Source organism: Hymenobacter amundsenii, assembly GCF_002204745.1.
GTDB lineage: Bacteria > Bacteroidota > Bacteroidia > Cytophagales > Hymenobacteraceae > Hymenobacter > Hymenobacter amundsenii.
Genome location: NZ_NIRR01000012.1, coordinates 51,082 through 72,882 on the forward strand (window position 1 = coordinate 51,082; position 21,801 = coordinate 72,882).

Here is a 21,801-nt window from a genome sequence, read left to right on the forward strand (position 1 = left end):
AACTTTGCACCTTAGCATTTCTTTCTGCCGGTTTGTTTTCCTGCGAGAAAGACTTTGGTAATAACCTCGGCCCGTTGGAAGACAGCGTAGCTGATATCCCAGTTACGGTTACTAACGCTGAGTTTTTCGAGCGTTACCCGGGGGTAACTACTTCGGTAGCGGCTGGTGGCAACATCAATATTCAGTTGGCTATTCCGGCCGATAAGGGTAAGATCAAGCAGATTACCAAGGTAGCAACCGGTACGGCGACGTCGCTCAACTTCACGAACCTGAACTCGACCGCTGCTTCGACCTCGTACAACACGGCTCCGATTCCGGGCAATGGGTCAAACACAATTACGTTCACGACCACGCTGAAAGACTACCTCCCTTACCGCGTGCGAGTAGGCACTTCGGCTGGTCCGATCGGCCCCAAAGCCGGTACACCGGCCGTGGATACCATTCCAGTGCCCAGCACGACGGCCGTACCAACGGATATTGGCTTCTACTTCCGCATAGAGCTGGAGGACGGGACCATTCTGATTCCCATGCCGGTCCGGGTTCGGGTGATTCCGTAGTACTCGCATATCTACTACCTAAAAAGGCTCTTGGCATCATGCCGGGAGCCTTTTTCATTGTTCCGCCTGCTGTCGGTCAGCCGAATCTGATGCGAACAGCAGTCAACGCTTATGCCATTGTTCAGGAGTTACAGTACACATCTCCAATGGAACAAGTAAAGACGCCCCCGATATGGGGTAAGTACATGGCTGAATGCAATGGAGTAGGAAAACCCACAACCACCCGCTGGCTCTTGGATAAGCTACAAGTTCAGTTGGCTGATTTTGACTGGCAGTTTGTTTCTTGGAGAGAAAAATTATACTCGTCAGGAAGTGGTTTGCGAATCGAGGATATGATATTTCCGGGTCAATAAGGACACTAGGTCGTGCTCGAACTCGGGGTGTCGAGAGAAGAAGTGCAACACCGCTGTGCGAAACTGGCTCTTAGAACCTGTTATGCACTGGTAGCGTAATTTGGGGTATGACACAGCAAGGCGGGTACCCCAGCGACGTATCGGATGCGGAATGGACGTTTGTAGCGCCCTACTTGGCCCTGGTGCGCGAAGACGCGCCGCAACGAGAACACGCGCTACGCGACGTGTTTAATGCCCTGCGCTAGCTGGTCAAAACCGGCTGCGGCTGGCGCTACCTCCCCAACGACTTGCCACCCTGGCCGGCAGTCTATCAGCAGTGGGCCCGCTGGCGCGATAATCGGTGTTTCGAGCACATGATGGCCGATTTAGGCGAACTGGCACGCGTGCTGGCCGGACGCGAGGCCGAGCCTACCGCCGTCATTTTGAACAGTCACACGGTGCAGAGCACGCCCGAAAGCGGGGCCCGTGCCGGTTACGACGGGGCCAAGCGGCGCAAAGGCAGCAAGGTGCACGTGGCCGTCGACACGCTGGGCCACCTGCTGGCTGCCGTCGTTACGCCGGCCAACGAAGCCGACCGCGGGCAGGTCGACGCACTCTGCCAGCGGGTGTAGCAGGTCACGGGCCAAAAGGTAGAGGTGGCGTATGTAGATCAGGGCTACACGGGCGAAGACGCCGCGTACGCCGCAGCCGTGCATGACATTGACTTACAGGTCATTGCCAAGCCAGCAGGGCAGACCGGCTTTGTGCTGCTGCCCCGCCGTTGGGTCGTCGAGCGCAGCTTCGGCTGGGCCGCTCGTTTCCGACGCCTGGCCCGCGACTACGAACGCCTGGCCCTAACCATGCAGCAATCTCACTCCCTGGCCTTCGCTACGCTCTTGCTGGCAAAAGGCGTTTTTCGAGCCACTAATCCATAACAGGCTCTTAGTGCGGTGGAAAGTGGTGTTAATGATCTTCTGGCGCAGATACTTCCATAGGCGCTCGATCAAGTTCATATTGGGCGAGTAGGGTGGTAGAAACACCTGTACGAGCGGCTTATCCGTCAGCCAGGCCGTTAGTGCCTTGTTTTTGTAGAGCATGCGTTGTCGCAGATCACGTAGATCGTGGCCGTCGTGGGATGGGCGGCCAGCAGCTGCTCGTAGAGGCGGCGCGTGCTCTGCGCTTGGACTCGAGGCGTTTCATCGAGTAGCACCTGCATAGGCTGGTAGGCATTGACAGCTGCGTTCAGATTCACCCGCTCACGCCCGCTGACCGTGAGCAGGGTCTGGTTGACTTGCCGGCACAGGTGGGCGAGCTGCGCACTGCTCAGCAGACCCCAGTAGCCGGGCTGCTCGTACACCAGGTACTTATCCAGCCCCAGCGCCGCGAAGGCGGCCGCATAGCGGTAGACAGTGGCCTAGTCCAAGCCCAGGTCTTCCGCCACGATAACCTGCGAGCGGCCTCTGTCGAGCAGGAGCAACACCGTGACCTTGACGTAGCTCACGTCATCACGGCTCTGCTTCTGCAGCTGGCGCAAGTGCTGGCGTTGGTCATCGGTCAACTCTACTTGTGGTACTCCCCAAAGTTTGGACAGTTTGTGGCGGCTATCTTAGTCAACACCATGAACCCAAAACGTACCCGTCGTCGCTTCACTGTCGAGTTTAAGGCAGAAGTGGCCTTGGCCGCCCTGACTGAGCGGCAGCCGCTAGCCGAACTGGCCGCCCGCTACCAGCTATCGGTGCCTCAAATTAGTCGCTGGAAGCTGCAGTTGCGCCAGCAGGCGGCGCAGGTCTTCACCGACGCGGCAGCTGTACTGGCCGCCCCACCCGGCATAGAACCATTATATGCCGCTATCGGACGGATGGAGATGGAAAACCAACTGCTAAAAAAAACGCTACCCACATGGTAGTGGCCCAACAACGCGCCCTGGTGCAGGACAGTTAGGCGGGCACGGTGCAGGCCCGCTGCCAAGCCATGGGCCTGGCTCGCAGCAGCTATTATTATCAGCCCCAGGGCGAAACGGCCCTAAATCTGACTTTGATGCGCTTGCTGGACGGGGAATTCACGCGCCACAATTTCAAATGTGTACTCGGCCTACGTGACCACCTGCGCCTGCTGGGTTACCCGGTCAACGAAAAGCGGGTACGCCGCCTCGTACGGCTCATGGGCCAGGAGCCGGTCTACCCCAAACCGCGCCTGTCCGTGCCGGGCCAGGGCGTTACGCGCTATCCATACCTATTGCGTGAACGAGTACTGAGCGCCCTCGATTCCCCAGCGTATCCTGCATCCGCAGAGTGAAATCAACACCAATCCGAACGTGCCGAAGCCCATCCCCGGCCTGTACGAGAAGACTCCGGTGAATAAGTAATTGTTCTTCCAAGAGTAATTAAAAAGCGTTTCTGAATCTTCGGCAGCGCTTTTTTTGTGCGGTATATGAGCTAATTGATGACCAGCCAAGCCGCGCTCTACAGGGCGTCAATGCGCAGCACCACCTCCTCTGCTTTGTTGGGAGGGCTTTGCAACCACGCCAGAATTTTTTCGGCGGCTTCCGGAGGCTCTACCAACTGCCCGTCTTGGTAGAAGCCGGCGAAGCGGGCAGCCTCGCTGAAGTTGTGGGCATCGGCCGAGCGGATGTGCTCCTGCATGGGCGTGTTGAGAATACCCGGGGCGAGGCTGCGGATACGGATGCCAGTATTGCGCAAATCCTGCTCCTTTTGGGCGGTGCGCGAGAGGGCGTCGAGGGCGGCTTTGGAGGCCGAGTAGGCTCCCCAGCCATCAACGGCCCGCTGGGCGGCCCCACTGCTGATATTGAGAATGGTGCGCGGGATGGTCCGGCCTTGATAAGCACTCAGAAACGTATTCATGAGCATGGCCGGGGCAATCAGGTTGACATCGAAAACGAACTCGAAGTGCTCGTTCTGGTGCTCGCCTATGTAGCCGATGTCGCCTAGTACAGCCGCGTTGTTGATGAGCGTGAGGCTGGCGGCATCGGGAAAGCGGGCAAAAACTTTGTGCAGGTTGTTCTGCACGGCCTGCAGGTCGGAGAGGTCGAGGGGCTGGTGGTGGTAATGCGCGTGTTGGATGGTAGCGTGGCGGCAGACCCCGATAACGGTGGCATCAGGCTGTTGCAAAATGGCTTCGGCCAACGCTTTACCCAGTCCGCGACTGGAGCCGGTAATGATGTAGTAGTGCATAAGCGCCGAAATGGTGAGGTAGTGAAATGGCGAGTGCCGTTCAACGCACCCAGCCTCCCCGCTAGTTACGCGGAGACCCGGGCCGACGTTGAACGGCACGCACTATTTCACTGGTGCCAGCCCTAAAGCTTCCTTACAGAATATACTGGCTCAGGTCGCGGTTGCGGACCATGTCGGTGAGGCGTTCCTCGACCAAGGCGCGGTCGATGAGGATATGGGCGTTGGGGCCGATTTTGTCGGGTACGTCGAACAGAATATCGTTGAGCAGGCGGCTCATGACGGTATGCAGGCGGCGGGCCCCGATGTTTTCAACTTCGCTATTCACCTCGAACGCAATTTCGGCCAAGCGCTTCAGGGCGTCGTCGTCGAAGGTCAACTCCACTTCTTCGGCCTTCAGCAGTGCCTCGTACTGCTTAGTGAGGGCATTTTTGGGGTCTTTGAGAATCTGGTAGAAGTCGTCCTTGGTTAGGCTTTGCAGCTCGACGCGGATAGGAAAGCGGCCCTGGAGCTCAGGAATGAGGTCAGAGGGCTTGGAAACATGGAAGGCGCCGGCAGCAATGAACAGGATGTGGTCGGTGTTGACAATGCCGTACTTGGTGCTCACGGCCGAACCCTCCACGATGGGTAGCAGGTCGCGCTGTACGCCTTCGCGGCTTACGTCGGGGCCGCCGCCGCCCTTACCGCTGCGGCTGGCAACTTTGTCAATTTCATCAATGAAAATGATGCCGCCGTTTTCAGCGAGCCGGATAGCTTCGTCCTTTACCTCATCCATGTCGATGAGCTTGGCCGCTTCCTCATCCAGCAGCAGCTTGCGGGCCTCGGCCACGGTTACTTTGCGCTTGCGGGTTTTCTTGGGCATTATCGAGCCCAGCATGTCTTGGATGCCGGCCATACTGGCTTCGTCCATGCCGCCGGGCGCACCACCCAGCACGCTTATGCCGCCCCCGCCCTGCTGGACCTGAATCTCGATTTTGCGGTCGTCCATTTCGCCGTTGCGGATTTTCTCGCGGAACCGCTCCCGGGTCCGCTCGTTCAGTTCCTGGTCGGAGTCGGGTACGTCGCCGGGGGCGGTAGTGGGGAAACCCAGGGCCGGCTTGGCCGAGGTGCCGGGCGCGGCCGTCACGGGCGGAATCAGGATATCGAGGATAAGCTCTTCTACTACCTGTGCGGCCTTCACTTTCACTTCTTCCTGGCGGCGAGTTTTCACCATACTCACCGACTGCTCCACCAAATCGCGCACCATGCTCTCCACATCGCGGCCCACGTAGCCCACTTCGGTGAATTTGGAAGCTTCGACTTTGGTGAATGGGGCCCCGGAGATGCCAGCCAGACGGCGGGCAATTTCGGTTTTGCCCACGCCTGTCGAGCCAATCATTAGAATGTTGTTGGGCACGATTTCGTCGCGCATCTCGGGTGCGGCGCGCAGGCGACGCCAGCGGTTGCGCAGGGCAATAGCCACGTGGCGCTTCGCCTCGTGCTGGCCAATGATGTACTTATCGAGCTCGGCCACAATCTGGGCCGGGGTGAGAAAATCCGCGGAATCAAGCATGAAATGGGATGTAGTAAATGTAGTAGGGTGCCTAGTGTGAGAATAGATAACTGCTCAATAGGTTTACCGGCTATATGGATTAAAACAGCCGCATTTTTCGCATTCGGCACATTTTTGAGCTTAGCATCAGGGCTGTTTTTTGAACAGCGAATCGAGGTTGCGGGCCACAGTGAAGTAATTGGCCCCGCCCGAGGCGTGGTAGCCGGCGTGGGTGTAATCGAGCTGGAACTGGCTGAGGCGCAGCATGACGCCGAACGAGAAGCCTGCCCCGCCGGCCGCGTTGTCGAGGCGCAGTTCGCGGCGCTGCAGGTGGTTGTATCCCACGCGCACGTTGAGGTTTTTACTCAGCAGTAACTCCCCTCCTACCACGAAATGCCGAGCAATTTTATCGCCCAGCTTCTTTTCAGGTGTGGTTTCGTTGCCATTTTCATCGAGCTGGCCCCGCTGGTTGGGGTCGAGGTACACGATATCGAGCTGCTGGAGGTGATGGGCGGCCAGCGAGAAACGGAACGGCAGGTGCTCGGGCTTGATGGACGTACCCAGCTCCACATCAAGCGGCATGGCCTCGCGCCCGGCACCGTCGTAGGGCTTGATTTGAACGCCAGCGTTGCGCACCACCAAGCCCACCGTGAAATCCTGGGTGGGATGCTTGAATAGGCCACCTACGTCGGCCAGGGCAGCGTAGGAGTGGTTGCCGGCAATACCCGAGCCGGCGAGCTTAAGCGTACCACCCAGCGTGAATACGCCGCTGGTATACGAATCGGACAAACTCAAGGCGTACTCGTTCACCGAAAACTGGCCCAGCGAATTGCCAGCCGGGTCATACTGCTCGAAGTCGCCGTAATTAAGGTAGGTAAGCCCCACCCCTATCCGGCCGGCTTTGGCTGTGTTGAACACGTACACGGCCGTGCTCTGCTTGATGTCGGCCAGATAATCAACAAACCCTAAAGCCAGTCGACCATCCATCTCGGCGTTGAGCAGAGCCGGATTGGCGTATAGCATAGTACCGTCGGCATCACGCGAGGACGTGTTTACGCCGCCCAACCCGGCCAGCTTGGCGCTGGTAGGCAAGTTGAGAAAACTAAAGGCCCGCTGGCCTCCAATCTGCGCCTGCGCCGCGCCCAGCGTAAGGCCCGAAACGGCAAAAACAACGGCAGTACGGCGTAGGAGTTGGTTCATCAACGGAAAGATAAAGCAGTTCCCCGACAGGACGTTGCGGCGGGCGGATTTATTGTGTGTAATAGGTGGCTTGCTCATCTGCCGTCCGCGCCGCCGAAGGATCTCTACCGCTTCGTTGGGGCCAACATGACTACCATTGCGGTAGAGATGCTTCGACTTCGCCTCCGGCTGCGCGGACGTCAGATGAGCATGACACGTTCTTTTTGGCGTAGCACATCCCTATTGCACCTCTACGCTTGGCCCCAACGGCGCGGGAGCTTCGTCGCGGACTTCCAGCTTCATCGGATAAGCCACTTTCTCGTCCAGCAAGGCCACGCGCAACACATCGTCGACGCGGTCGGCGTAGTGAATTGTGAGCCCTTTGAGATAGTGAGCGGCTATTTCGTCGATGTCTTTGCGGTTTTTGGGACAGAGGATAATATCGAGGATGCCAGCCCGGCGGGCAGCCAGGATTTTTTCCTTGATGCCGCCGACCGGCAATACTTTACCACGCAGGGTGATTTCGCCCGTCATAGCCAAGTGGCTGCGGATTTTGCGCTGCGTAAACACCGAGGCAATGCTCGTGAAGATGGCAATGCCGGCACTGGGGCCGTCTTTAGGCACGGCGCCCTCGGGGAAGTGAATGTGCAGGTCGTACTGGTCGAAGAGTCGGTAGTCGATGCCCAACTCCTCGGCCCGGCTGCGCAGGTAGCTCAGCGCCGTCACGGCCGATTCCTTCATCACGTCGCCGAGCTGGCCCGAGAGCGTGAGCTTGCCGCGGCCTCGGCTCAGCAGGCTTTCAATAAACAGGATGTCGCCGCCCACGCTGGTCCAGGCCAGGCCCGTGACTACGCCGGCCGTTTCGTTGTCCTGGTACTGGTCGCGGTCGAAAATGGGCGCGCCGAGGATGCGCTGCACATCGGCCGGGGCCAGGACCGCGGGGTATTTCTCGTCTAGGGCCTTGCTCTTGGCCACGTTGCGCACCAGTCCACCAAGCTTGCGCTCCAGGCTACGGACGCCACTTTCGCGGGTGTAGTCGTCAATCACGCGCTGGAGGGCCGCCGTGCTCACGCTGGCATCCTTGGGGCCGAGGCCGTGGTCTTCGAGCAGCTTGGGCCAGAGGTGCTTTTTGGCAATCTGGGTTTTCTCTTCCAGCGTGTAGCCCGTCAGGTCGATTATTTCCATCCGGTCGCGCAGGGCGGGCTGGATGGTATCGAGCGAGTTGGCGGTGGCAATGAACAGCACCCGCGAGAGGTCGTATTCCACCTCCAGGTAGTTATCGGTGAAAGTCGAATTCTGCTCGGGGTCGAGCACTTCGAGCAGTGCCGAACTGGGGTCGCCGCGGAAGTCGGTGGCCAGCTTATCGATTTCGTCGAGCACGATGACCGGGTTGGAGGCCCCGGCCTTCTTGATCTGGGCAATGATACGGCCGGGCATGGCCCCCACGTAGGTTTTGCGGTGGCCCCGGATTTCGGCCTCGTCGCGGACGCCGCCCAGACTCATGCGCACGTACTGGCGGCCCAACGCCTTGGCGATAGAGCGGCCCAGGCTGGTTTTGCCCACGCCGGGAGGACCGTAAAGACACAGAATCGGTGCTTTCAGGTCGTTCTTGAGCTTGAGCACGGCCAAGTACTCAATGATGCGGGCCTTCACCTTCTCCATGCCGTAATGGTCCTGGTCGAGGATGCGCTGGGTGCGTTTGAGGTTGAAGTTGTCCTTGGTGTACTCGCCCCAGGGCAAATCAAGCAGGTACTCGACGTAGTTGACGCTAATGGGGTACTCGGCCGCTTGGGGGTTGAGGCGGCTGAGCTTGTCGAGCTCCTTATCGAAGTGTTTGGCCACGGCCTCGGGCCATTTCTTGGTTTTGGCCCGCTGGCGCAGCTTGTCGGCGTCCTGCTCGGGGCCATCGAAACCCAGCTCGTCCTGGAGCACCTTGATCTGCTGGCGCAGGAAATAGTCGCGCTGCTGCTGGTCGATATCAGTATGGACCTTGGTGTGGATTTCGCGCTTTATTTCGAGGTGCTGAATTTCCTTCAGCATCAACTCCAACAGCTTGGTACCGCGCTCCACGCCGTCGTTGGTTTCGAGCAACTGCTGCTTCACGCTTACCTCCACGTTGATGTTGGAGGAGAGAAAGTGCGTCAAAAAAGCCGGCGACTCGATATTGTCGAGGGCCATTTGGGCTTCCTGCGGAATTTCGGGATTCAATTTGAGCATCCGGGCCGCTGCCTCCTTGAGCGACGATACCAGCGCCTTAAGGCCCTTGGAGCTTTTGGCCGGAAAGGCTTCCGGCGCGTAGCTTACCCGGGCCGTGATGTAAGGAGTACTCTGAATTTCCTCCTCAATTTTAAAGCGCGACTGGCCCTGAATAATGATAGTCGTATTGCCATCGGGCAGCACCAGCATTTTCAGGATTTTGGCCAGCGTACCCACCTGGTACATATCGGCCAGGTTGGGGTCGTCGCTTTGCCCGTTTTTCTGGGCCACCACGCCCACCAGCTTGTTGCCTTTGTAGGCCTTGCGTACCAGCCGGATACTCTTCTTGCGCGTGACCGTGACGGGCAGCACCACGCCCGGAAACAACACCGTATTGCGCACCGGCAGTAGCGACAACACCTCCGGCTGTTCGCCGGGGCTCATGGGCTGGTCGGGGTCAGCGGCCACGATAGATACCATTTCGGTGGAGTCGTCACTCATCAGCAATAGCGAGGATAGAGCAGATTTCGGTGGGTTGTAATAACTCATGCAGGGAAGAAAACGGGCAAAACAGGTATCCGGGTGCCACAATGACAGGCCCGGAACCAAACCGGCGCTCCAATAGGCGGGAGCTAAGCCGAAAGTACGGATTCGGCAAGCGCCGTGCCACGGCCGGGCCTTGCCACATCGGCAGAACAGTAGGCGGACCTCCCCAACGAAGGCACAACGCAAAAAAAGGCTTTGCGCCGCAACAGATACCGTGCGTACACATCCAAATTTTCCTATTTTTGATGCGGACCGGCCTCCCATCGCCGGGCTTCCGCATCGATATGCCCCGATTTACTTTTTTATCTCTTTGCTGCGGGTTGCTGCTGGCATTCGGCTGGCCGGTTGCGGTGCAGGGCCAGCAGAAAAACACCTTGCCCAACTCGCAGCGCCCGCTCTCGGCCAAGGTTATCCGGCAGATGCGCACCCGCCTCGATCAGACCCCGGTATTCCCGAACGTGAATCGGGTAGCCTATTTCAGCGACAAAAAGGCTCTACGCGAGATTCAGCGGGCCGAAAAGCGCAAGAACTGGCCCGCTGCCCGCAATCTGCTGGAGCTATACGTAGGCCAGTTCGGCATCGAGAACTTCTACCGCGACACGCCCATGCTCTGGCGCCTGGGCCAGCTATGGGACCGCACCGGCAATCCGGAACGGGCGAAGGCCTACTACCGGCTGGCCCTCAAGCACCGCCGCCAGAGCCTGACCAAAGTGCAACAGTACTACGACTCGCTCGAAAACAAGGACACAGACCTCTACGTGCCCCTCAAAACGTACTACGAGCTAGTAGATTACCGGAAGAACATCGCCACCTTCCGCCCTCCCAAGGGCGTGTACACCAGCATGGGCGATGCTATTAACTCCAAGAAGGAGGATTACGGCCCCACGCTGCGGGCCGATGCCGACCTGCTCATCTTTAGTTCGAAACGCAAAACCCGGGGCCGCTTGCAGGAGGTAGCAGATGAGGATTTGTACCAGTCGCGCCGCGAAAACGGGCTCTGGACCGAGGCCGAGCCTTTGCCCAAGCCCATTAACTCGTCCTATAACGAGGGCTCGGCCTGCATTAGCAAAGACGGCACCACGCTCTACTTTACCCGCTGCGAGTGCCCCACCTGCCACGGCAACTGCGACCTGTACGAAGCGCACTTCAAAGACGGCAAATGGAGCGTACCCAAGAGCCTGGGAGCCAACGTTAATTCTACGGCCTGGGATTCGCAGCCCACCCTCTCACCGGGCGAAGACACGCTGTATTTCGCCTCCGACCGGCTTGGCGGCTTCGGGCTGTCAGACATCTGGTTTACGGCTAAGGGCAAGAACGGTCAGTGGGGCCCGGCCCAGAATATGGGGCCGGTCGTGAATACCCGCGAGAGTGAGGTAAGCCCGTTTTACCACCCACTCTACCACGTGCTCTACTTCAGCTCCCGGGGTCAGCTGCTCAATTTCGGCGACTTCGATATCTACAAAACCTACCGGGTGGGCGGCCGCTGGCAGGAGCCCATCAACATCGGGCCGCTGGTAAACGGTAAGGGGTCGGAGTACTACTTCACTATCGATGCCGATTCGAAAGACCTCTACTATGCCCGCTCGGAACAGAAGGACCTGAAAAACCTGGACCTCTACTCGTTCCCGCTGCCCATGGAGGCCCAGCCCACCGCTACAACTCACGTCGAGGGCTCGCTCATCGACTCGGTGAGTCGCAAGCCGCTCAACGGCATTGTGAGCATCATCGATACCGATAACGGCATTGAGGTGGCCAGCAAGTACCTGCGCGATGATGGCTCATTTGATTTCGACCTCATGGAAGGCTCGCACTACGTGATGCTGATTCAGAGCCCCGACTTCTTCAGCGTCGAAAAAAGCTTCGCCCTCCAGGGCGACACGGTGATGAAGCTCATGACCAACGCCATCGACTACAAGCTGCCGCTGGTGTTCAAAAACATCGAATTCGACCAGGACAAGGCCACTATCCGGGCCAGCATGCACCCGATTCTCGACCGCATTGCCGTGTTCATGGTCGACCACCCGGCGTTCCGGCTCAACATTGCGGGCCACACCGACAGCAAGGGCGACTCCGACTTCAACCTCACCCTCTCCCAGGACCGGGCCGAGGCCATCCGCCGCTACATCGAGCAAAAGGGCAAGCTGCCGCCCAACCGCATCGAAAGCATGGGTTACGGCAGCACCCAACCCCTCAAAGACGAAGTAACCAAGGAAGACGCCCGCACCAACCGCCGCGTCGAGTTTCGCCTGCTCAAGCCCGACGGCAACAGCAGCGACGAGCCGTTCAAAGCCGACCCTTTCCCTAGCAGCAAGCCCGCCGCGCCCGGCAAACCCGAGCCTAAGCCAACTGGTGGCGACGATGGGTGGTAGGAACGAGGCGTGAACTGAACGCCATCGTGCCTACCACTTCAGTTCCTGTTCCTCATTCCCGCCCCGAAACAGGAAGCTTTGCTTCTGGCCGTTGGCGGTGAGGTTGACGATGTTCATTTGGTCGGGGAAGAGGCCCAGTAGCAGTTGATGGCGCAGCGTGACGCCGGTAGCGGCGGTGGGTAGCGGAGCCGTGAGGTAAAGCCAGTACGAATCGGTTTCCTTCTGCAGGCCCACCAGCGTGAGAGGCAGCGGCTGGCCGGGCTGAACGCTGAACTGCACCTCGCGCCGCAATAAAGCCAGCAGCAGCGGGTCGAGTTGGGCGCGGGAGAGCTGATCCAGGGTTACGGGTTTGGGTTGGTTATGGGAGACACCCTTTTCGAGGTCGTCGGTGAATACCTTGAGGGCTATTTCCAGCCGCTGCTTCGCGGGGTTGAAGCGCAGCTCCATGATGCTGGCGTGATAGGTATGAGCCCAGGCCGCGAGGCTGAGCAACATGAGCAGCAGCAATGGCACGATTCGGCGGATTCGGGGAGTGGGCATAGAAGTCAGGAGTTGTTTCCCGGAACGGAGCACGGGCAAGATACGGCGGCAAGAAAAAGCCGTGCCACCCCAACGGGCAGCACGGCTTTTTCGGCGCAAAACGACAACTTAGTTTCCGAAGGCCTTGATGAGCGGGTTGATGATGAGCGTGAAAGCCATCAGCCCCAGAATAATCATCATGCCCACCTTCTGGGCGTTTTCCATGAATGCGTCGGAGGGCTTGCGGCCAGAAATCATTTCGTAGAGCAGGAATACCACGTGGCCACCGTCGAGGGCCGGAATGGGCAGCAGGTTCATGAAGGCCAGCACCATGGACAGCAAGCCGGTGAGGGTCCAGAACCGCAGCCAGTCCCACTTGCCGCCGTACTGCTGGGCAATTTCGATGGGGCCACCCACCGATTTGCGGAACGAAGCCTCGCCCCGGAAGATCTTGGCAAAGGCCTTCATCTGGGTCGTGACAACCCCAAAAGCCTGCTTGGTACCCAGTGGCACGGCTTCCATAAGTCCGTATTCCCGGGTTTCAAACTTGAGCAGCGACTTGGGCAGGAAGCCGATTTTACCGTCGTCGTCGACCTTTACCTGGAGCGTAACGGGCTGGCTGGCTCGCTCTACTTTTACGGCAACGGGTTTGCCGGCGTGGGCCTTGAGGGCCTTTTGCAACTCGGGGAAAAAGCGGATGGACTCCTGGCCGACGGTCAGAATCCGGTCGTTGGGTTGTAGGCCGGCTTTGGAGGCCGGGCTGCCCGCTACTACCTGGTCGACGACGAACGGATCGAGGGGCTGCACGAAGCGCTGCTCGCCTTCGTCGGCGAGGCGGTCCATGAAATTGGTGGGTACCGGCACGTCCACGAGCTGGCCGGCACGGTCGACGGTGTAGTAGGCGTTGGAGCCCAAAATAACGTCGGGGCTGTATACGTCGCTGAAATCCTGGAAAGGCCGGCCGTTAATTTTCACGATTTTGTCGCCCTCGCGGAAGCCCATTTCCTTGCCCAGCTCGTTGGGCACGATGCCGTAGCGCACCTCCGAAGCCGGCAGATAGCTCTGGCCGTAGCTGAAGGTAAGCAGCGTGAAAATGACGATGCCGGTAATCACGTTCATGATAATACCGCCCAGCATCACGATCAGGCGCTGCCAGGCCGGCTTCGAGCGGAACTCGTTGGGCAACGGTTCGGCGGCTAGGCTCTCGGCGTCCTGGGTTTCATCGACCATGCCGTGAATGGCCACGTAGCCGCCCAGCGGGAACCAGCCCAGGCCGTACTCGGTCTCGCCGATTTTCTTTTTAAAAAGGGCGAAGTTCATCACCCCAGGCAACGGGAACAGAAAATCGAAGAAGATGTAAAACTTATCGACCCGGATTTTAAAGTATTTAGCGGCCGCGAAGTGTCCGAACTCGTGCAAGCCAACCAGTAGCGAAAGGCCCAGCAACAGGTTGCCGGCCATAATTAATCCTTCCAAAGGGGGTAGGGTAATGAGGTGATGGGTAGTGGGGTGAAAGGGCGAAAAAGCAAATTACCACACTTAGCTCAGCATGACATTCACTTTTTTCAACTATCCACGGCAAACAAACAACGCGCCGGGGGCGGTGGTTCGGCCAGCCTGTCAGGCGCGCACGGTCTGGAGTAGTTCGGTGGCCACGCGGCGCGTTTCCTGGTCGGTGGCCACGTAGTCATCGAGTGTTGGGTTGGCAAGGTACGAAACCCGCGCGAGGCTGGTTTCTACCACCTCCGACATCTGGAGGAAGCCGATTTCGTCGCGCAGGAAGGCCGCCACGGCTATTTCGTTGGCCGCGTTGAGGATGCAGGGCGCGTTGCCACCTTGGCGCATGGCCTCGAATGCCAGGCCCAGGTTACGGAAAGCGTTAGTATCGGCGGCCTCGAACGTGAGCTGCGGGTAATCGAGGAAGCTGAAGCGTGGAAACGCGTTGGGCAGCCGCTGCGGGTAGCCTAGGGCGTACTGGATGGGCAGCTTCATATCGGGCAGGCCGAGTTGGGCTTTGAGCGAACCATCTTCAAACTGGACCAGCGAATGCACGATGCTTTGGGGATGAACCACGACGTCAATCTGGTCGTTGCGCAGGCCGAAGAGCCACTTGGCTTCAATAACTTCGAGGCCCTTGTTCATGAGTGAGGCCGAGTCGATGGTAATTTTGGCACCCATGTCCCAGTTGGGGTGCTTGAGGGCCTGAGCGCGGGTTACCTGGGCCAGCTGCTCGCGGCTGCGGCCCCGGAACGGCCCGCCCGAGGCCGTGAGGATAATTTTCTCGATGGGGTTGTGCTCCTCCCCCGCCAGACACTGGAAAATGGCCGAATGCTCCGAATCGACGGGCAACAGGCGCACGTTGTGTTCGCGGACCAGCTCGGTAATGAGCTGGCCGGCAACTACCAGCGTTTCCTTGTTGGCCAGGGCAATATCGTGGCCGGCCCGGATGGCGGCCACCGTGGGCAGCAGCCCGGCGTAGCCCACCATAGCCGTGAGCACCACGTCGGTATCGGGGCGGCCGGCTACTTCGGTGAGGGCGGCCGCGCCGGCCAGCACTTCAGTTTCGGGCTGATTGGCCAGAGCATCGCGCACAGCAGCGTAGCGGCTTTCATCGCCGATAACCACGGCGGCGGGCCGAAACTCGCGGGCCTGGGCTACCAGCAGCTCGGCGTTGGACTGGGCTGAGAGGGCCGACACTACGAAGCGGCCCGGCTGGGCACGGAGCACGTCGAGGGCCTGGGTGCCGATGGAGCCGGTGGAGCCGAGCAGGGCAACGCGCTTGGGGGTTTCGGGGGGCATAGGGCGGGGTTGATGCGGGCGTAGTATTTATTCCCTATCGTTAGCTTGAGCAGCGGGGAGTAGCCAGCGGGGGAAGGGGCTAAACAAAAGTACGGCTTCCTGCCACTTGCCCCACTCTGCCGCGTTAATCAACCCTGCAGCCACAAATCCGCGTACTTTACCCCTCCACTCTCCTTCTGTTACCGTGACCCAACCCGACTTCACCGCCTTCGACAAAGCCCGTACCGGCCTCTGGACCAGCCTGCAAAAGCACCTGCAAACCATCTACGCCGCCGAAACCGACTTCCGGGCCGCCACCCGCTTCACCGACACGTTTCCGTTCCCGAACTCCGCCGCCACGCCCCAGCAGCTGCTCGACTACCAGCACCAACGGGCCGTATTGCGCGACCTGTTTATGGACGAAACCACCCAGCTCGACACGCTGGTAAAGGCCATCCGCACCAAAGACTACCCCGAAGCCGACAAGAAACTGCTAATGCTTATGCTGCTGGGCTACCTCGACCTGGCCGATACCGTGTTCAGCCTGCTCGACACCCACCGCCCCAGCCAGCAGGAGCCCGACGAGGAGCTTGACGAGGCCCGCGGCCGCTTCGAGCGGGTCCGCAACTTCGTGCGCCTCAACATCCGGGGCATCGCGGGGCTGCTGAAAGGAATGTGAGGCTGTTAACTGAATGAACGGAAAGCTAACAGCTAATAGCCATCAGCTAACAGCTATTACATGTACTGCCTTCCCGTTGAACATCACCACCTCTCCCACCCGCTTGCCGGCCAGCGCGGCCGCTACTGGCGCGGCGGCCGATACGGCGAAGTAGTCGGTGCCATCGAACGGGAGCTTGCCGGCGCTGATGCTGATGAAGAAATGGCCCAGGCTGGTATCCACCAGCGCGCCGGGCCGCACCGCGTCGCAGGCGAGTTCGGGGTTGATGCGCTGGATTTCGGTTAGTAGCTGGCGGGCCTGCTGGAGCTGCACCAGGTTTCGGTCCCGCTCGTTCTGGGCCATGGCGCGGCCGGTTTCGTACTTGTCGCCGGCGCTGCTCTTGGTTTCGGAGTTGGCCGATTCCTGGGCCGCGTTAATGGCGGCCTGAATGGCATCCAGGCGCTCCTGCACGTAGGCGAGGCATAGGGCGTGGAGGCGAGGTTTGAGCAGATTCATTAAGTTGGGTAGAAGCCTTAGTATAGGTTGTTGTGAAAACAGAACAGTTCTTCAGAAGTGGCGTTCTTACCACCGAATTATTTTACCCAATAACTCACCCGAATTTATTCTAAACGGTGCGGCTGACCAATACGCTCAGATTTCACATCTTTGTAAATTACGTGTAAAACGTTTATTCCATTCTTTATGGCCGACACGAAATACCCTTATTCCATCCTTATTTTCTTGTTTATTCTATTCAGTGGCTGCGGCAAAGAGGAAGAGATACCCCTGAATCTGGAAGGCGAATACCGGACGGGCAATACCCTGCTGGCCGCCAACCCCATCATCATGTACACCAGTAGCGGGCGGGTCGATAATCAAGCTGTAATCGACCAGTTTTTGAAGCGCGTTTATCCATCTAATCCTTCCTATTTTTCTCGCTCCAACGTCACTCTACCGCCTGACGGAGCCATTACCCTTGCTATCCGTGCTAATAATCGGGCAGTGCTGATGTTTAATTACCAAAATCAGTATGACCCCATCGAAACGGAAATAACTAGCAGAGAAGTCAACTATTTTGTCCTCACCAACATGGATTCCACCGGCTTCGGCCCAATAATCCAGGTGAATTCTTATCCTAACGCATGTGAACAGTTTGCACAAAGCGTTAATCTCGTCCATCCAGGTAGGCGGTGCCGACCTGTTTCAGTTGTTGCCGGTACTTTCGACAAGGTTTGTAAAGAACGTCCCGTACGAGTTATCAGAATCAGGGACCGAAAGTTATTTATTCCCCAGTTTAGCTGGCTGTTTACGAACACCTATATCTCCCCAAGTGGCGGCAAATCTTTGTGCGGGCAAGCACAATCCAACCAATGGAATCTGCTCGACCCGGCCGCGCCCGGTAAGCTCCGCAGCGGTGACACGCTGGTAGTGCAGGAGCGCCAGGTGGAGTTACTGAAGCAGTAGCAAAAAAACAGGGAAGCGCTGTTGCTTCACCATTATTCCCTCTGCACTCGCGTCGAGCTATCCTTTCGGCAAAGTCGGGAAATCGCCCACCAAAAACGTGTGCTTGCCTTTGGCGGCAATCTTGGTGATGGTTTCCAGGTACTGAAAGAAGCGCAGGCTGTCGTCGCCTTTCATCAGGTCGGCGGCGTTTTTGAGGGCGCGGGCGGTGGCCACAGCCGTTCGGGCGTTTTCTAGGTCGGCCTTGGCCCTGATTTTTGCTTCCAAGTGGCGGGAGAATAACTCCTGGATGTTCTTCGGAAAGGTAAGGTCGCGTAATTGGGCCTGTTCGATGACGACCCCCATTTCGGCCATTTGGGCCAGCAGCTCGGGCGTGATGAAGTCGGTAAGCTCGTCGCGGCGCTCGGGCAGCTCTTCGCTCTCGAAGCCGGCAATGCGGTTGCGGGCGGCCAGCTGCACGGCCTGATGGATGCGCTGCTCGGCTTCCTGGAGCAAAATGCCGGTCGGTCGGTTCAGCTCGAACTGACGGAGAAAACGCACACCGTCGGCAATGTGGTAGAACACCGTGAAGGAAAACCGCAGGGCAATACTGTCCTTGGTCAGTACTTCCTGGTTGGTGATGATAAGCAGGCGGCTGGTGGTCGGCAGCGTCAGGAGCACGGTGCGCCGCCGTAAGTCCCAGACATCGTAGCGCCCGGGTGGCAGCGTGCGTTCCAGCACGTTGTCGCGAAACAGGAAGCCTTCCTGGTTCGGTTTTACCTGATACGTGGTCTTGAGCAGTCCCATATAGAGAATAATACGAGTAAATAGGCTGCCGAGAAGGGCAGGAAACACGGCGAGGCGGGGAACCAGCCTTGAGCCCCCCAAATCGGCAGGCGGTATCCGGCTGGTTGCAAACCGCTCCGCCGCTCAGCTGCCGAAGCAGCCTGGTTCCCTGCCCTCCAGCAGACAGCTTTTGAGGCTGATCTTCCGGATAGGGAAGAGTACACCACGTCAAGCGGAGGGAGTCGAACCCTCTGACGGGGCCGCGCCGCAATACCCTGTTCGAGCAGCCCCGCCATTGTGTGAACAGGTGGCGGTTGGGGCGAAGATAGCAGGGCCGGCAGCAATCCACTGCAGCTACTTTGGCCTCACGCCACATTTTCACTCACATTACGCAACCGACCGGGGCCCGATTGCAGGGTGCGGCTGTAAGCAACAAACAGTATGCAGGCCTAACGCAGCTTTTCAGCCGGCACCTCTTCTGAAAGGCTGCATAAACCTATACCTGCTCTTTCCCACTTTGAAATATTCTCCTATTTTGAATAATATTTTCATTATTGCCTATAATTTCTTAACTACCAAGAACATATATTTAGCCCCTTGCCCATGTCCGCTATAACTCGGCGCAACAATGTGCACATCCTGGGCAGCGGACAACAAACCCTGCTGTTCGTCAACGGCTTCGGCTGCGACCAAACCATTTGGCGCTACATCACGCCCGCGCTGTCTGGCCAGTTCCGGCTGATTCTGTTCGACCATGTGGGCGCGGGCCTCTCCGACCTGGCGGCCTACGACCCGGCTAAGTATGACTCGCTGGAAGGGTACGCCGGGGATGTACTTGATATCTGCCGGGAGCTAGAACTGCGCGACGTGACGCTGGTGGGGCACTCGGTAGGGGCCATGATTGGTATGCTGGCAGCCATCCGGGAGCCTACCTGGTTTCAGCAACTGCTGCTACTCTGTCCTTCGCCCTGCTACGTCAACGAGGCCAACTACCACGGCGGCTTCGAGCACCAGGACATCCACGATATGCTGGCCTTCATGGATCAGGATTTCGTGGGCTGGGCCGATGAGTTCGCGCCCTTTATCATGGGCAACCCCGACCACCCCGCTCTTTCGGCGGAGTTGCTGCACAGCTTCTGCCAGAACGACCCGGCCATTGCCAAGCGCTTCGCCCGCGTCACGTTCCTCTCCGACAATCGCGCCGATGTGGGCCGCTGCCATACGCCCTGCCTGCTGGTACAATGCGCCCACGACCTGGTTGCCCCTCTCGAAGTAGGCGCTTTCCTGCACGACCATTTGCCCACGGCCCGGCTCATTACCCTGCCTGTTAGCGGCCATTGCCCCCACCTAAGTGCCCCGGTCGCCACGCTCGATGCCCTAGAAGCGTTCATGGCGGCGTACGCAGCACCTTGTCGGGGGTGATGGGTAGCTGGCGGATTCGCTTGCCGGTGGCGTGGTACACGGCGTTGGCTACGGCGGCCGAGAAGCCAATTAGGCCAATTTCGCCCATCCCTTTGGCGCCCATGGCGTTTAGGTGCGGGTCGGGCTCGTCGATGAAAATAACCTCGATGGCAGGCGTATCAGCGGCGGTGGGCAGGTGGTAATCGGCCAGGTCGGCGTTGGTATAGCGGCCGAAGCGGTGGTCCATGCGGGCTTCTTCCAGCAACGCCACCCCAATCCCCCACAGCACCGAGCCGTATACTTGGCTGCGGGCCGTAGCCGGGTTGAGCACCCGCCCCACATCCAGCGCCGACACCACCCGGCTCACCCGCACCATGCCCGTAGCCTCGTGCACGCGCACTTCCACGAAGTGGGCGGCAAACGACTTGCCCGAAAACTGCTCCTGCTGCGGGTCCTTGTCCACTTCGCGGGTCAGGTCGAGGCCCATCAGGCCGTTTTGGCGAAGCAGTTCGGAGTAGGTCAGAGGTGCTACAGCCGCTTTCTGCACGAGCCGTATGGTGCCGCCGCCGGCTGCTACGTCGGCGAGACCGGGACGGTACGCGGCCCAGGCTGGAGCGCGGCGAGCCAGATCCAGCAGTTGCTGGCGCACGGCCAGGGCCACGGCGTGCACGGCCGCACCTACCGAGGCTGCCGTGTGTGAGCCGAACTGCCCCGGCGCCGGTGGCAGGGCCGAGTCGCCCAGCTCGAAGCGGACATTTTCGATGGGCACCCCACTGGCATCGGCCGCAATCTGGCACATGATGGTGGCCGTGCCGGGGCCGGCGTCGGCGGTGGCGCTCTGCACCAGCAGGCGGCCATCGGCGAACAGCTGGGCGCGGGCGGCGGCTTTGGCGCGCTCGGCCTTATAAATGCCCATCGCCATGCCCGAGCCCACCCGCCACCCGTCGGCGTCGGGCGGGGTGGCGCGGGGCGCGGCGGGCCGGCGGCTCCAGCCGAAGCGGGCAGCCCCCCGCTCATAACACTGGCGCAGCTGGTTGCTCGACCAGGGCTTGTTGCCCACGGGGTCGGTGGCGGCGAAGTTCTTTAAGCGTAGTGCCAGCTGGTCCATCTTCAGGGCGTAGGCCAGCTCATCCATGGCCGATTCGAGGGCAAAGGAGCCGCTGGTTTCGCCGGGGCCGCGCGTCCAGGCCGGGGTGCTCAGGTCGAGGGGCACGAGCTGGTAGCGGCCCACCAGGTGGGGGCACTGGTAAGCCGATTTGGTGGGGTCGAGGATGCGCTCGGTGAACTCCTCGTGGCGCGAGGTCTGACCCAGCGCCTCGTGCACGATGCTTTGCAGCTGCCCGTCGGCGGTGGCCGCTAGGCTGATCTGCTGGCTGGACTCCGGCCGGTAGCCCACCGTGTTGTACATCTGGGTACGCTGCAGAGCAACTTTCACCGGCCGGTTCGTCAGCTTGGCCCCCAGAATGGCGGCTACTTCGTGAGGCCAGATGCGCGAGGAGCCGCCAAATGCTCCCCCCACAAACGGCGAGTACACCCGCACCTGTTCCTCGGTCAGGGCAAACATGCGCATCAAATCCTGCTGGGCCACCTTGGGCGCCTGGGTTTTATTGTAGACCAGCAGCCGCCCGTTCTGCCAGTGGGCAATGGCGGCGTGGGGCTCCATGGGGTTGTGCATCTGCACCGGCGTGCGGTACTGCTGCGCTACCCGCACCAGCGCCAAGCTGGCGGCGGGCTGGCCCCGCTGGTAATCAGCTGACCGCTTCGGGCTGATGGCCCGGCTCTGCTGGGCGGCCAAGTCAGTTTGAGGGGGCGTGGCTTCGTAGCGCACCTGCACTTTGGTGGCCGCTTCCTGGGCGCGTTCCAACGTATCGGCCATCACCAAGGCAATGGGCTGATGGCTGAAATGCACTTGGTCGTCGTAGAAAATGCGCACTTCCTGGCCTTCCACGCGGGGGTTGTGGTTGGTGGCGGGCTGCTGGTAGCCGGGCACGCCGGGCGAGTTGCGGTAGGTAAGCACGGCCACCACGCCCGGCAGCTTTTCGGCGGCGCCAGTGTCAAGTTCGGCCACGCGGCCCCGGGCGATGGCGCTGGTTACCAGCACGCCATACAGCGCGCCCGGCACGGCATGCTCGGCGGCGTAGCGGGCCTGGCCGGTTACTTTCAGGCGGCCATCAACCCGGGGCAGGGCCTGACCGATACTGGGTGAAACGAGCGGTGGATTTTCCATAGACACAATGCATAAGGCACACAGGGGACAAGACGCCTGCCTGCTTTTACGCCGGGCGCTGAACCCATGTTCCCGTCCCTGGCAAACAATGGAG

At 59.6% G+C, this 21,801-nt stretch carries 19 protein-coding genes and 2 pseudogenes; 8 read left to right on the top strand and 13 right to left on the bottom strand.

Translation table 11 applies throughout. The features are described from left to right. Nucleotides 1-32 precede the first annotated feature (32 nt). Both CDA63_RS09290 and CDA63_RS09295 read left to right on the top strand, forming a co-directional pair. Nucleotides 33-557: a hypothetical protein gene (locus tag CDA63_RS09290; protein WP_088464179.1), complete on the top strand. Its 525-nt coding sequence runs from the start codon at nucleotides 33-35 to the stop codon at nucleotides 555-557. Nucleotides 558-1,017: 460 nt separating this feature from the next. Next, nucleotides 1,018-1,824, top strand: a pseudogene (locus CDA63_RS09295) (IS5 family transposase). A gap of 12 nt (nucleotides 1,825-1,836) precedes the next feature. On the opposite strand, the pseudogene CDA63_RS21855 reads toward CDA63_RS09295, so the two are convergent. The 3 genes and pseudogenes from CDA63_RS21855 to CDA63_RS21120 all read right to left on the bottom strand — a co-directional run. Then, nucleotides 1,837-1,929: pseudogene (locus tag CDA63_RS21855) on the bottom strand (transposase); the annotation flags it as partial. A gap of 32 nt (nucleotides 1,930-1,961) precedes the next feature. After that, nucleotides 1,962-2,246 (bottom strand): hypothetical protein, encoded by a 285-nt coding sequence (locus CDA63_RS20400; protein WP_126546796.1) that lies wholly within the window; start codon nucleotides 2,244-2,246, stop codon nucleotides 1,962-1,964. A 57-nt stretch (nucleotides 2,247-2,303) separates the two neighbouring features. Then, the gene (locus CDA63_RS21120; RefSeq protein WP_206780455.1) at nucleotides 2,304-2,447 is read right to left on the bottom strand and encodes a hypothetical protein; all 144 of its coding nucleotides are present in this window, start codon (nucleotides 2,445-2,447) and stop codon (nucleotides 2,304-2,306) included. A 60-nt stretch (nucleotides 2,448-2,507) separates the two neighbouring features. On the opposite strand from CDA63_RS21120, the gene CDA63_RS21125 reads away from it, so the two are divergent. Then, nucleotides 2,508-2,795 (top strand): transposase, encoded by a 288-nt coding sequence (locus CDA63_RS21125; protein WP_126546797.1) that lies wholly within the window; start codon nucleotides 2,508-2,510, stop codon nucleotides 2,793-2,795. A 65-nt stretch (nucleotides 2,796-2,860) separates the two neighbouring features. Next, on the top strand, nucleotides 2,861-3,184 hold the full coding sequence (locus tag CDA63_RS21860; RefSeq protein ID WP_088464182.1) for a hypothetical protein: 324 nt from the start codon (nucleotides 2,861-2,863) through the stop codon (nucleotides 3,182-3,184). A gap of 167 nt (nucleotides 3,185-3,351) precedes the next feature. Here CDA63_RS21860 and CDA63_RS09315 read toward each other — a convergent pair whose 3' ends face one another. From CDA63_RS09315 to lon, 4 genes are all read right to left on the bottom strand, one after another. Then, entirely contained in the window at nucleotides 3,352-4,080 is a 729-nt protein-coding gene (locus CDA63_RS09315) for an SDR family NAD(P)-dependent oxidoreductase (protein WP_088464183.1), read from the bottom strand. A 133-nt stretch (nucleotides 4,081-4,213) separates the two neighbouring features. After that, nucleotides 4,214-5,629 carry an ATP-dependent protease ATPase subunit HslU gene (gene hslU / locus CDA63_RS09320; protein WP_088464184.1) on the bottom strand — a complete coding sequence of 472 codons (1,416 nt, stop codon included), beginning with the start codon at nucleotides 5,627-5,629 and terminating at the stop codon, nucleotides 4,214-4,216. A gap of 126 nt (nucleotides 5,630-5,755) precedes the next feature. Next, complete coding sequence (gene porQ / locus CDA63_RS09325; protein ID WP_088464185.1) at nucleotides 5,756-6,808, bottom strand: type IX secretion system protein PorQ; 1,053 nt, start codon at nucleotides 6,806-6,808, stop codon at nucleotides 5,756-5,758. Between the two features lie 219 nt (nucleotides 6,809-7,027). Then, a complete protein-coding gene (gene lon / locus CDA63_RS09330) occupies nucleotides 7,028-9,484 on the bottom strand; it encodes an endopeptidase La (RefSeq protein WP_088464186.1) in 2,457 nt (818 codons plus the stop codon). A gap of 290 nt (nucleotides 9,485-9,774) precedes the next feature. Between lon and CDA63_RS09335 the strand changes: the two genes are divergently transcribed. Then, nucleotides 9,775-11,898 carry an OmpA family protein gene (locus tag CDA63_RS09335; RefSeq protein ID WP_242434621.1) on the top strand — a complete coding sequence of 708 codons (2,124 nt, stop codon included), beginning with the start codon at nucleotides 9,775-9,777 and terminating at the stop codon, nucleotides 11,896-11,898. Nucleotides 11,899-11,928: 30 nt separating this feature from the next. On the opposite strand, the gene CDA63_RS09340 is transcribed toward CDA63_RS09335, so the two are convergent. The 3 genes from CDA63_RS09340 to CDA63_RS09350 all read right to left on the bottom strand — a co-directional run bounded on the left by CDA63_RS09340 (nucleotide 11,929) and on the right by CDA63_RS09350 (nucleotide 15,216). Continuing rightward, entirely contained in the window at nucleotides 11,929-12,438 is a 510-nt protein-coding gene (locus CDA63_RS09340; RefSeq protein ID WP_126546798.1) for a DUF6702 family protein, read from the bottom strand. A 108-nt stretch (nucleotides 12,439-12,546) separates the two neighbouring features. After that, nucleotides 12,547-13,893, bottom strand: a complete 1,347-nt coding sequence (rseP, locus tag CDA63_RS09345) for an RIP metalloprotease RseP (RefSeq protein WP_088464188.1) — start codon at nucleotides 13,891-13,893, stop codon at nucleotides 12,547-12,549. Between the two features lie 144 nt (nucleotides 13,894-14,037). After that, complete coding sequence (locus CDA63_RS09350) at nucleotides 14,038-15,216, bottom strand: 1-deoxy-D-xylulose-5-phosphate reductoisomerase (RefSeq protein WP_088464189.1); 1,179 nt, start codon at nucleotides 15,214-15,216, stop codon at nucleotides 14,038-14,040. A gap of 184 nt (nucleotides 15,217-15,400) precedes the next feature. Here CDA63_RS09350 and CDA63_RS09355 point away from each other — a divergent pair, with 184 nt between their 5' ends. Beyond that, nucleotides 15,401-15,874, top strand: a complete 474-nt coding sequence (locus CDA63_RS09355) for a hypothetical protein (RefSeq protein ID WP_088464190.1) — start codon at nucleotides 15,401-15,403, stop codon at nucleotides 15,872-15,874. A gap of 42 nt (nucleotides 15,875-15,916) precedes the next feature. Here the strand turns inward: CDA63_RS09355 and CDA63_RS09360 are convergent, their stop codons facing one another. Next, nucleotides 15,917-16,369: a 3-oxoacyl-ACP synthase gene (locus CDA63_RS09360; RefSeq protein WP_088464191.1), complete on the bottom strand. Its 453-nt coding sequence runs from the start codon at nucleotides 16,367-16,369 to the stop codon at nucleotides 15,917-15,919. Between the two features lie 186 nt (nucleotides 16,370-16,555). Between CDA63_RS09360 and CDA63_RS09365 the strand changes: the two genes are divergently transcribed. Then, nucleotides 16,556-17,317, top strand: coding sequence for a hypothetical protein (locus CDA63_RS09365; RefSeq protein WP_088464192.1), 762 nt, complete (start codon nucleotides 16,556-16,558; stop codon nucleotides 17,315-17,317). Between the two features lie 57 nt (nucleotides 17,318-17,374). Here the strand turns inward: CDA63_RS09365 and CDA63_RS09370 are convergent, their stop codons facing one another. Next, nucleotides 17,375-18,100, bottom strand: a complete 726-nt coding sequence (locus CDA63_RS09370) for a slipin family protein (RefSeq protein WP_088464193.1) — start codon at nucleotides 18,098-18,100, stop codon at nucleotides 17,375-17,377. Between the two features lie 582 nt (nucleotides 18,101-18,682). On the opposite strand from CDA63_RS09370, the gene CDA63_RS09375 reads away from it, so the two are divergent. Further along, nucleotides 18,683-19,501: an alpha/beta fold hydrolase gene (locus tag CDA63_RS09375; protein WP_088464194.1), complete on the top strand. Its 819-nt coding sequence runs from the start codon at nucleotides 18,683-18,685 to the stop codon at nucleotides 19,499-19,501. Here the strand turns inward: CDA63_RS09375 and CDA63_RS09380 are convergent. Next, nucleotides 19,467-21,707 (bottom strand): xanthine dehydrogenase family protein molybdopterin-binding subunit, encoded by a 2,241-nt coding sequence (locus tag CDA63_RS09380; protein WP_088464195.1) that lies wholly within the window; start codon nucleotides 21,705-21,707, stop codon nucleotides 19,467-19,469. The two genes, CDA63_RS09375 and CDA63_RS09380, sit on opposite strands and share 35 nt — an antisense overlap. Nucleotides 21,708-21,801: the final 94 nt, after the last annotated feature.

Excerpts from the sequence above, each read along its gene's own strand:
- CDA63_RS21125 (WP_126546797.1), top strand. The coding sequence starts at position 2,508 with ATGAACCCAAAACGTACCCGTCGTCGCTTCACTGTCGAGTTTAAGGCA.
- CDA63_RS21860 (WP_088464182.1), top strand. The coding sequence starts at position 2,861 with ATGGGCCTGGCTCGCAGCAGCTATTATTATCAGCCCCAGGGCGAAACG.
- CDA63_RS09315 (WP_088464183.1), bottom strand. The coding sequence starts at position 4,080 with ATGCACTACTACATCATTACCGGCTCCAGTCGCGGACTGGGTAAAGCG.
- hslU (WP_088464184.1), bottom strand. The coding sequence starts at position 5,629 with ATGCTTGATTCCGCGGATTTTCTCACCCCGGCCCAGATTGTGGCCGAG.
- porQ (WP_088464185.1), bottom strand. The coding sequence starts at position 6,808 with ATGAACCAACTCCTACGCCGTACTGCCGTTGTTTTTGCCGTTTCGGGC.
- lon (WP_088464186.1), bottom strand. The coding sequence starts at position 9,484 with ATGAGTGACGACTCCACCGAAATGGTATCTATCGTGGCCGCTGACCCC.
- CDA63_RS09335 (WP_242434621.1), top strand. The coding sequence starts at position 9,775 with ATGCGGACCGGCCTCCCATCGCCGGGCTTCCGCATCGATATGCCCCGA.
- CDA63_RS09340 (WP_126546798.1), bottom strand. The coding sequence starts at position 12,438 with ATGCCCACTCCCCGAATCCGCCGAATCGTGCCATTGCTGCTGCTCATG.
- CDA63_RS09350 (WP_088464189.1), bottom strand. The coding sequence starts at position 15,216 with ATGCCCCCCGAAACCCCCAAGCGCGTTGCCCTGCTCGGCTCCACCGGC.
- CDA63_RS09360 (WP_088464191.1), bottom strand. The coding sequence starts at position 16,369 with ATGAATCTGCTCAAACCTCGCCTCCACGCCCTATGCCTCGCCTACGTG.
- CDA63_RS09365 (WP_088464192.1), top strand. The coding sequence starts at position 16,556 with ATGGCCGACACGAAATACCCTTATTCCATCCTTATTTTCTTGTTTATT.
- CDA63_RS09370 (WP_088464193.1), bottom strand. The coding sequence starts at position 18,100 with ATGGGACTGCTCAAGACCACGTATCAGGTAAAACCGAACCAGGAAGGC.
- CDA63_RS09375 (WP_088464194.1), top strand. The coding sequence starts at position 18,683 with ATGTCCGCTATAACTCGGCGCAACAATGTGCACATCCTGGGCAGCGGA.
- CDA63_RS09380 (WP_088464195.1), bottom strand. The coding sequence starts at position 21,707 with ATGGAAAATCCACCGCTCGTTTCACCCAGTATCGGTCAGGCCCTGCCC.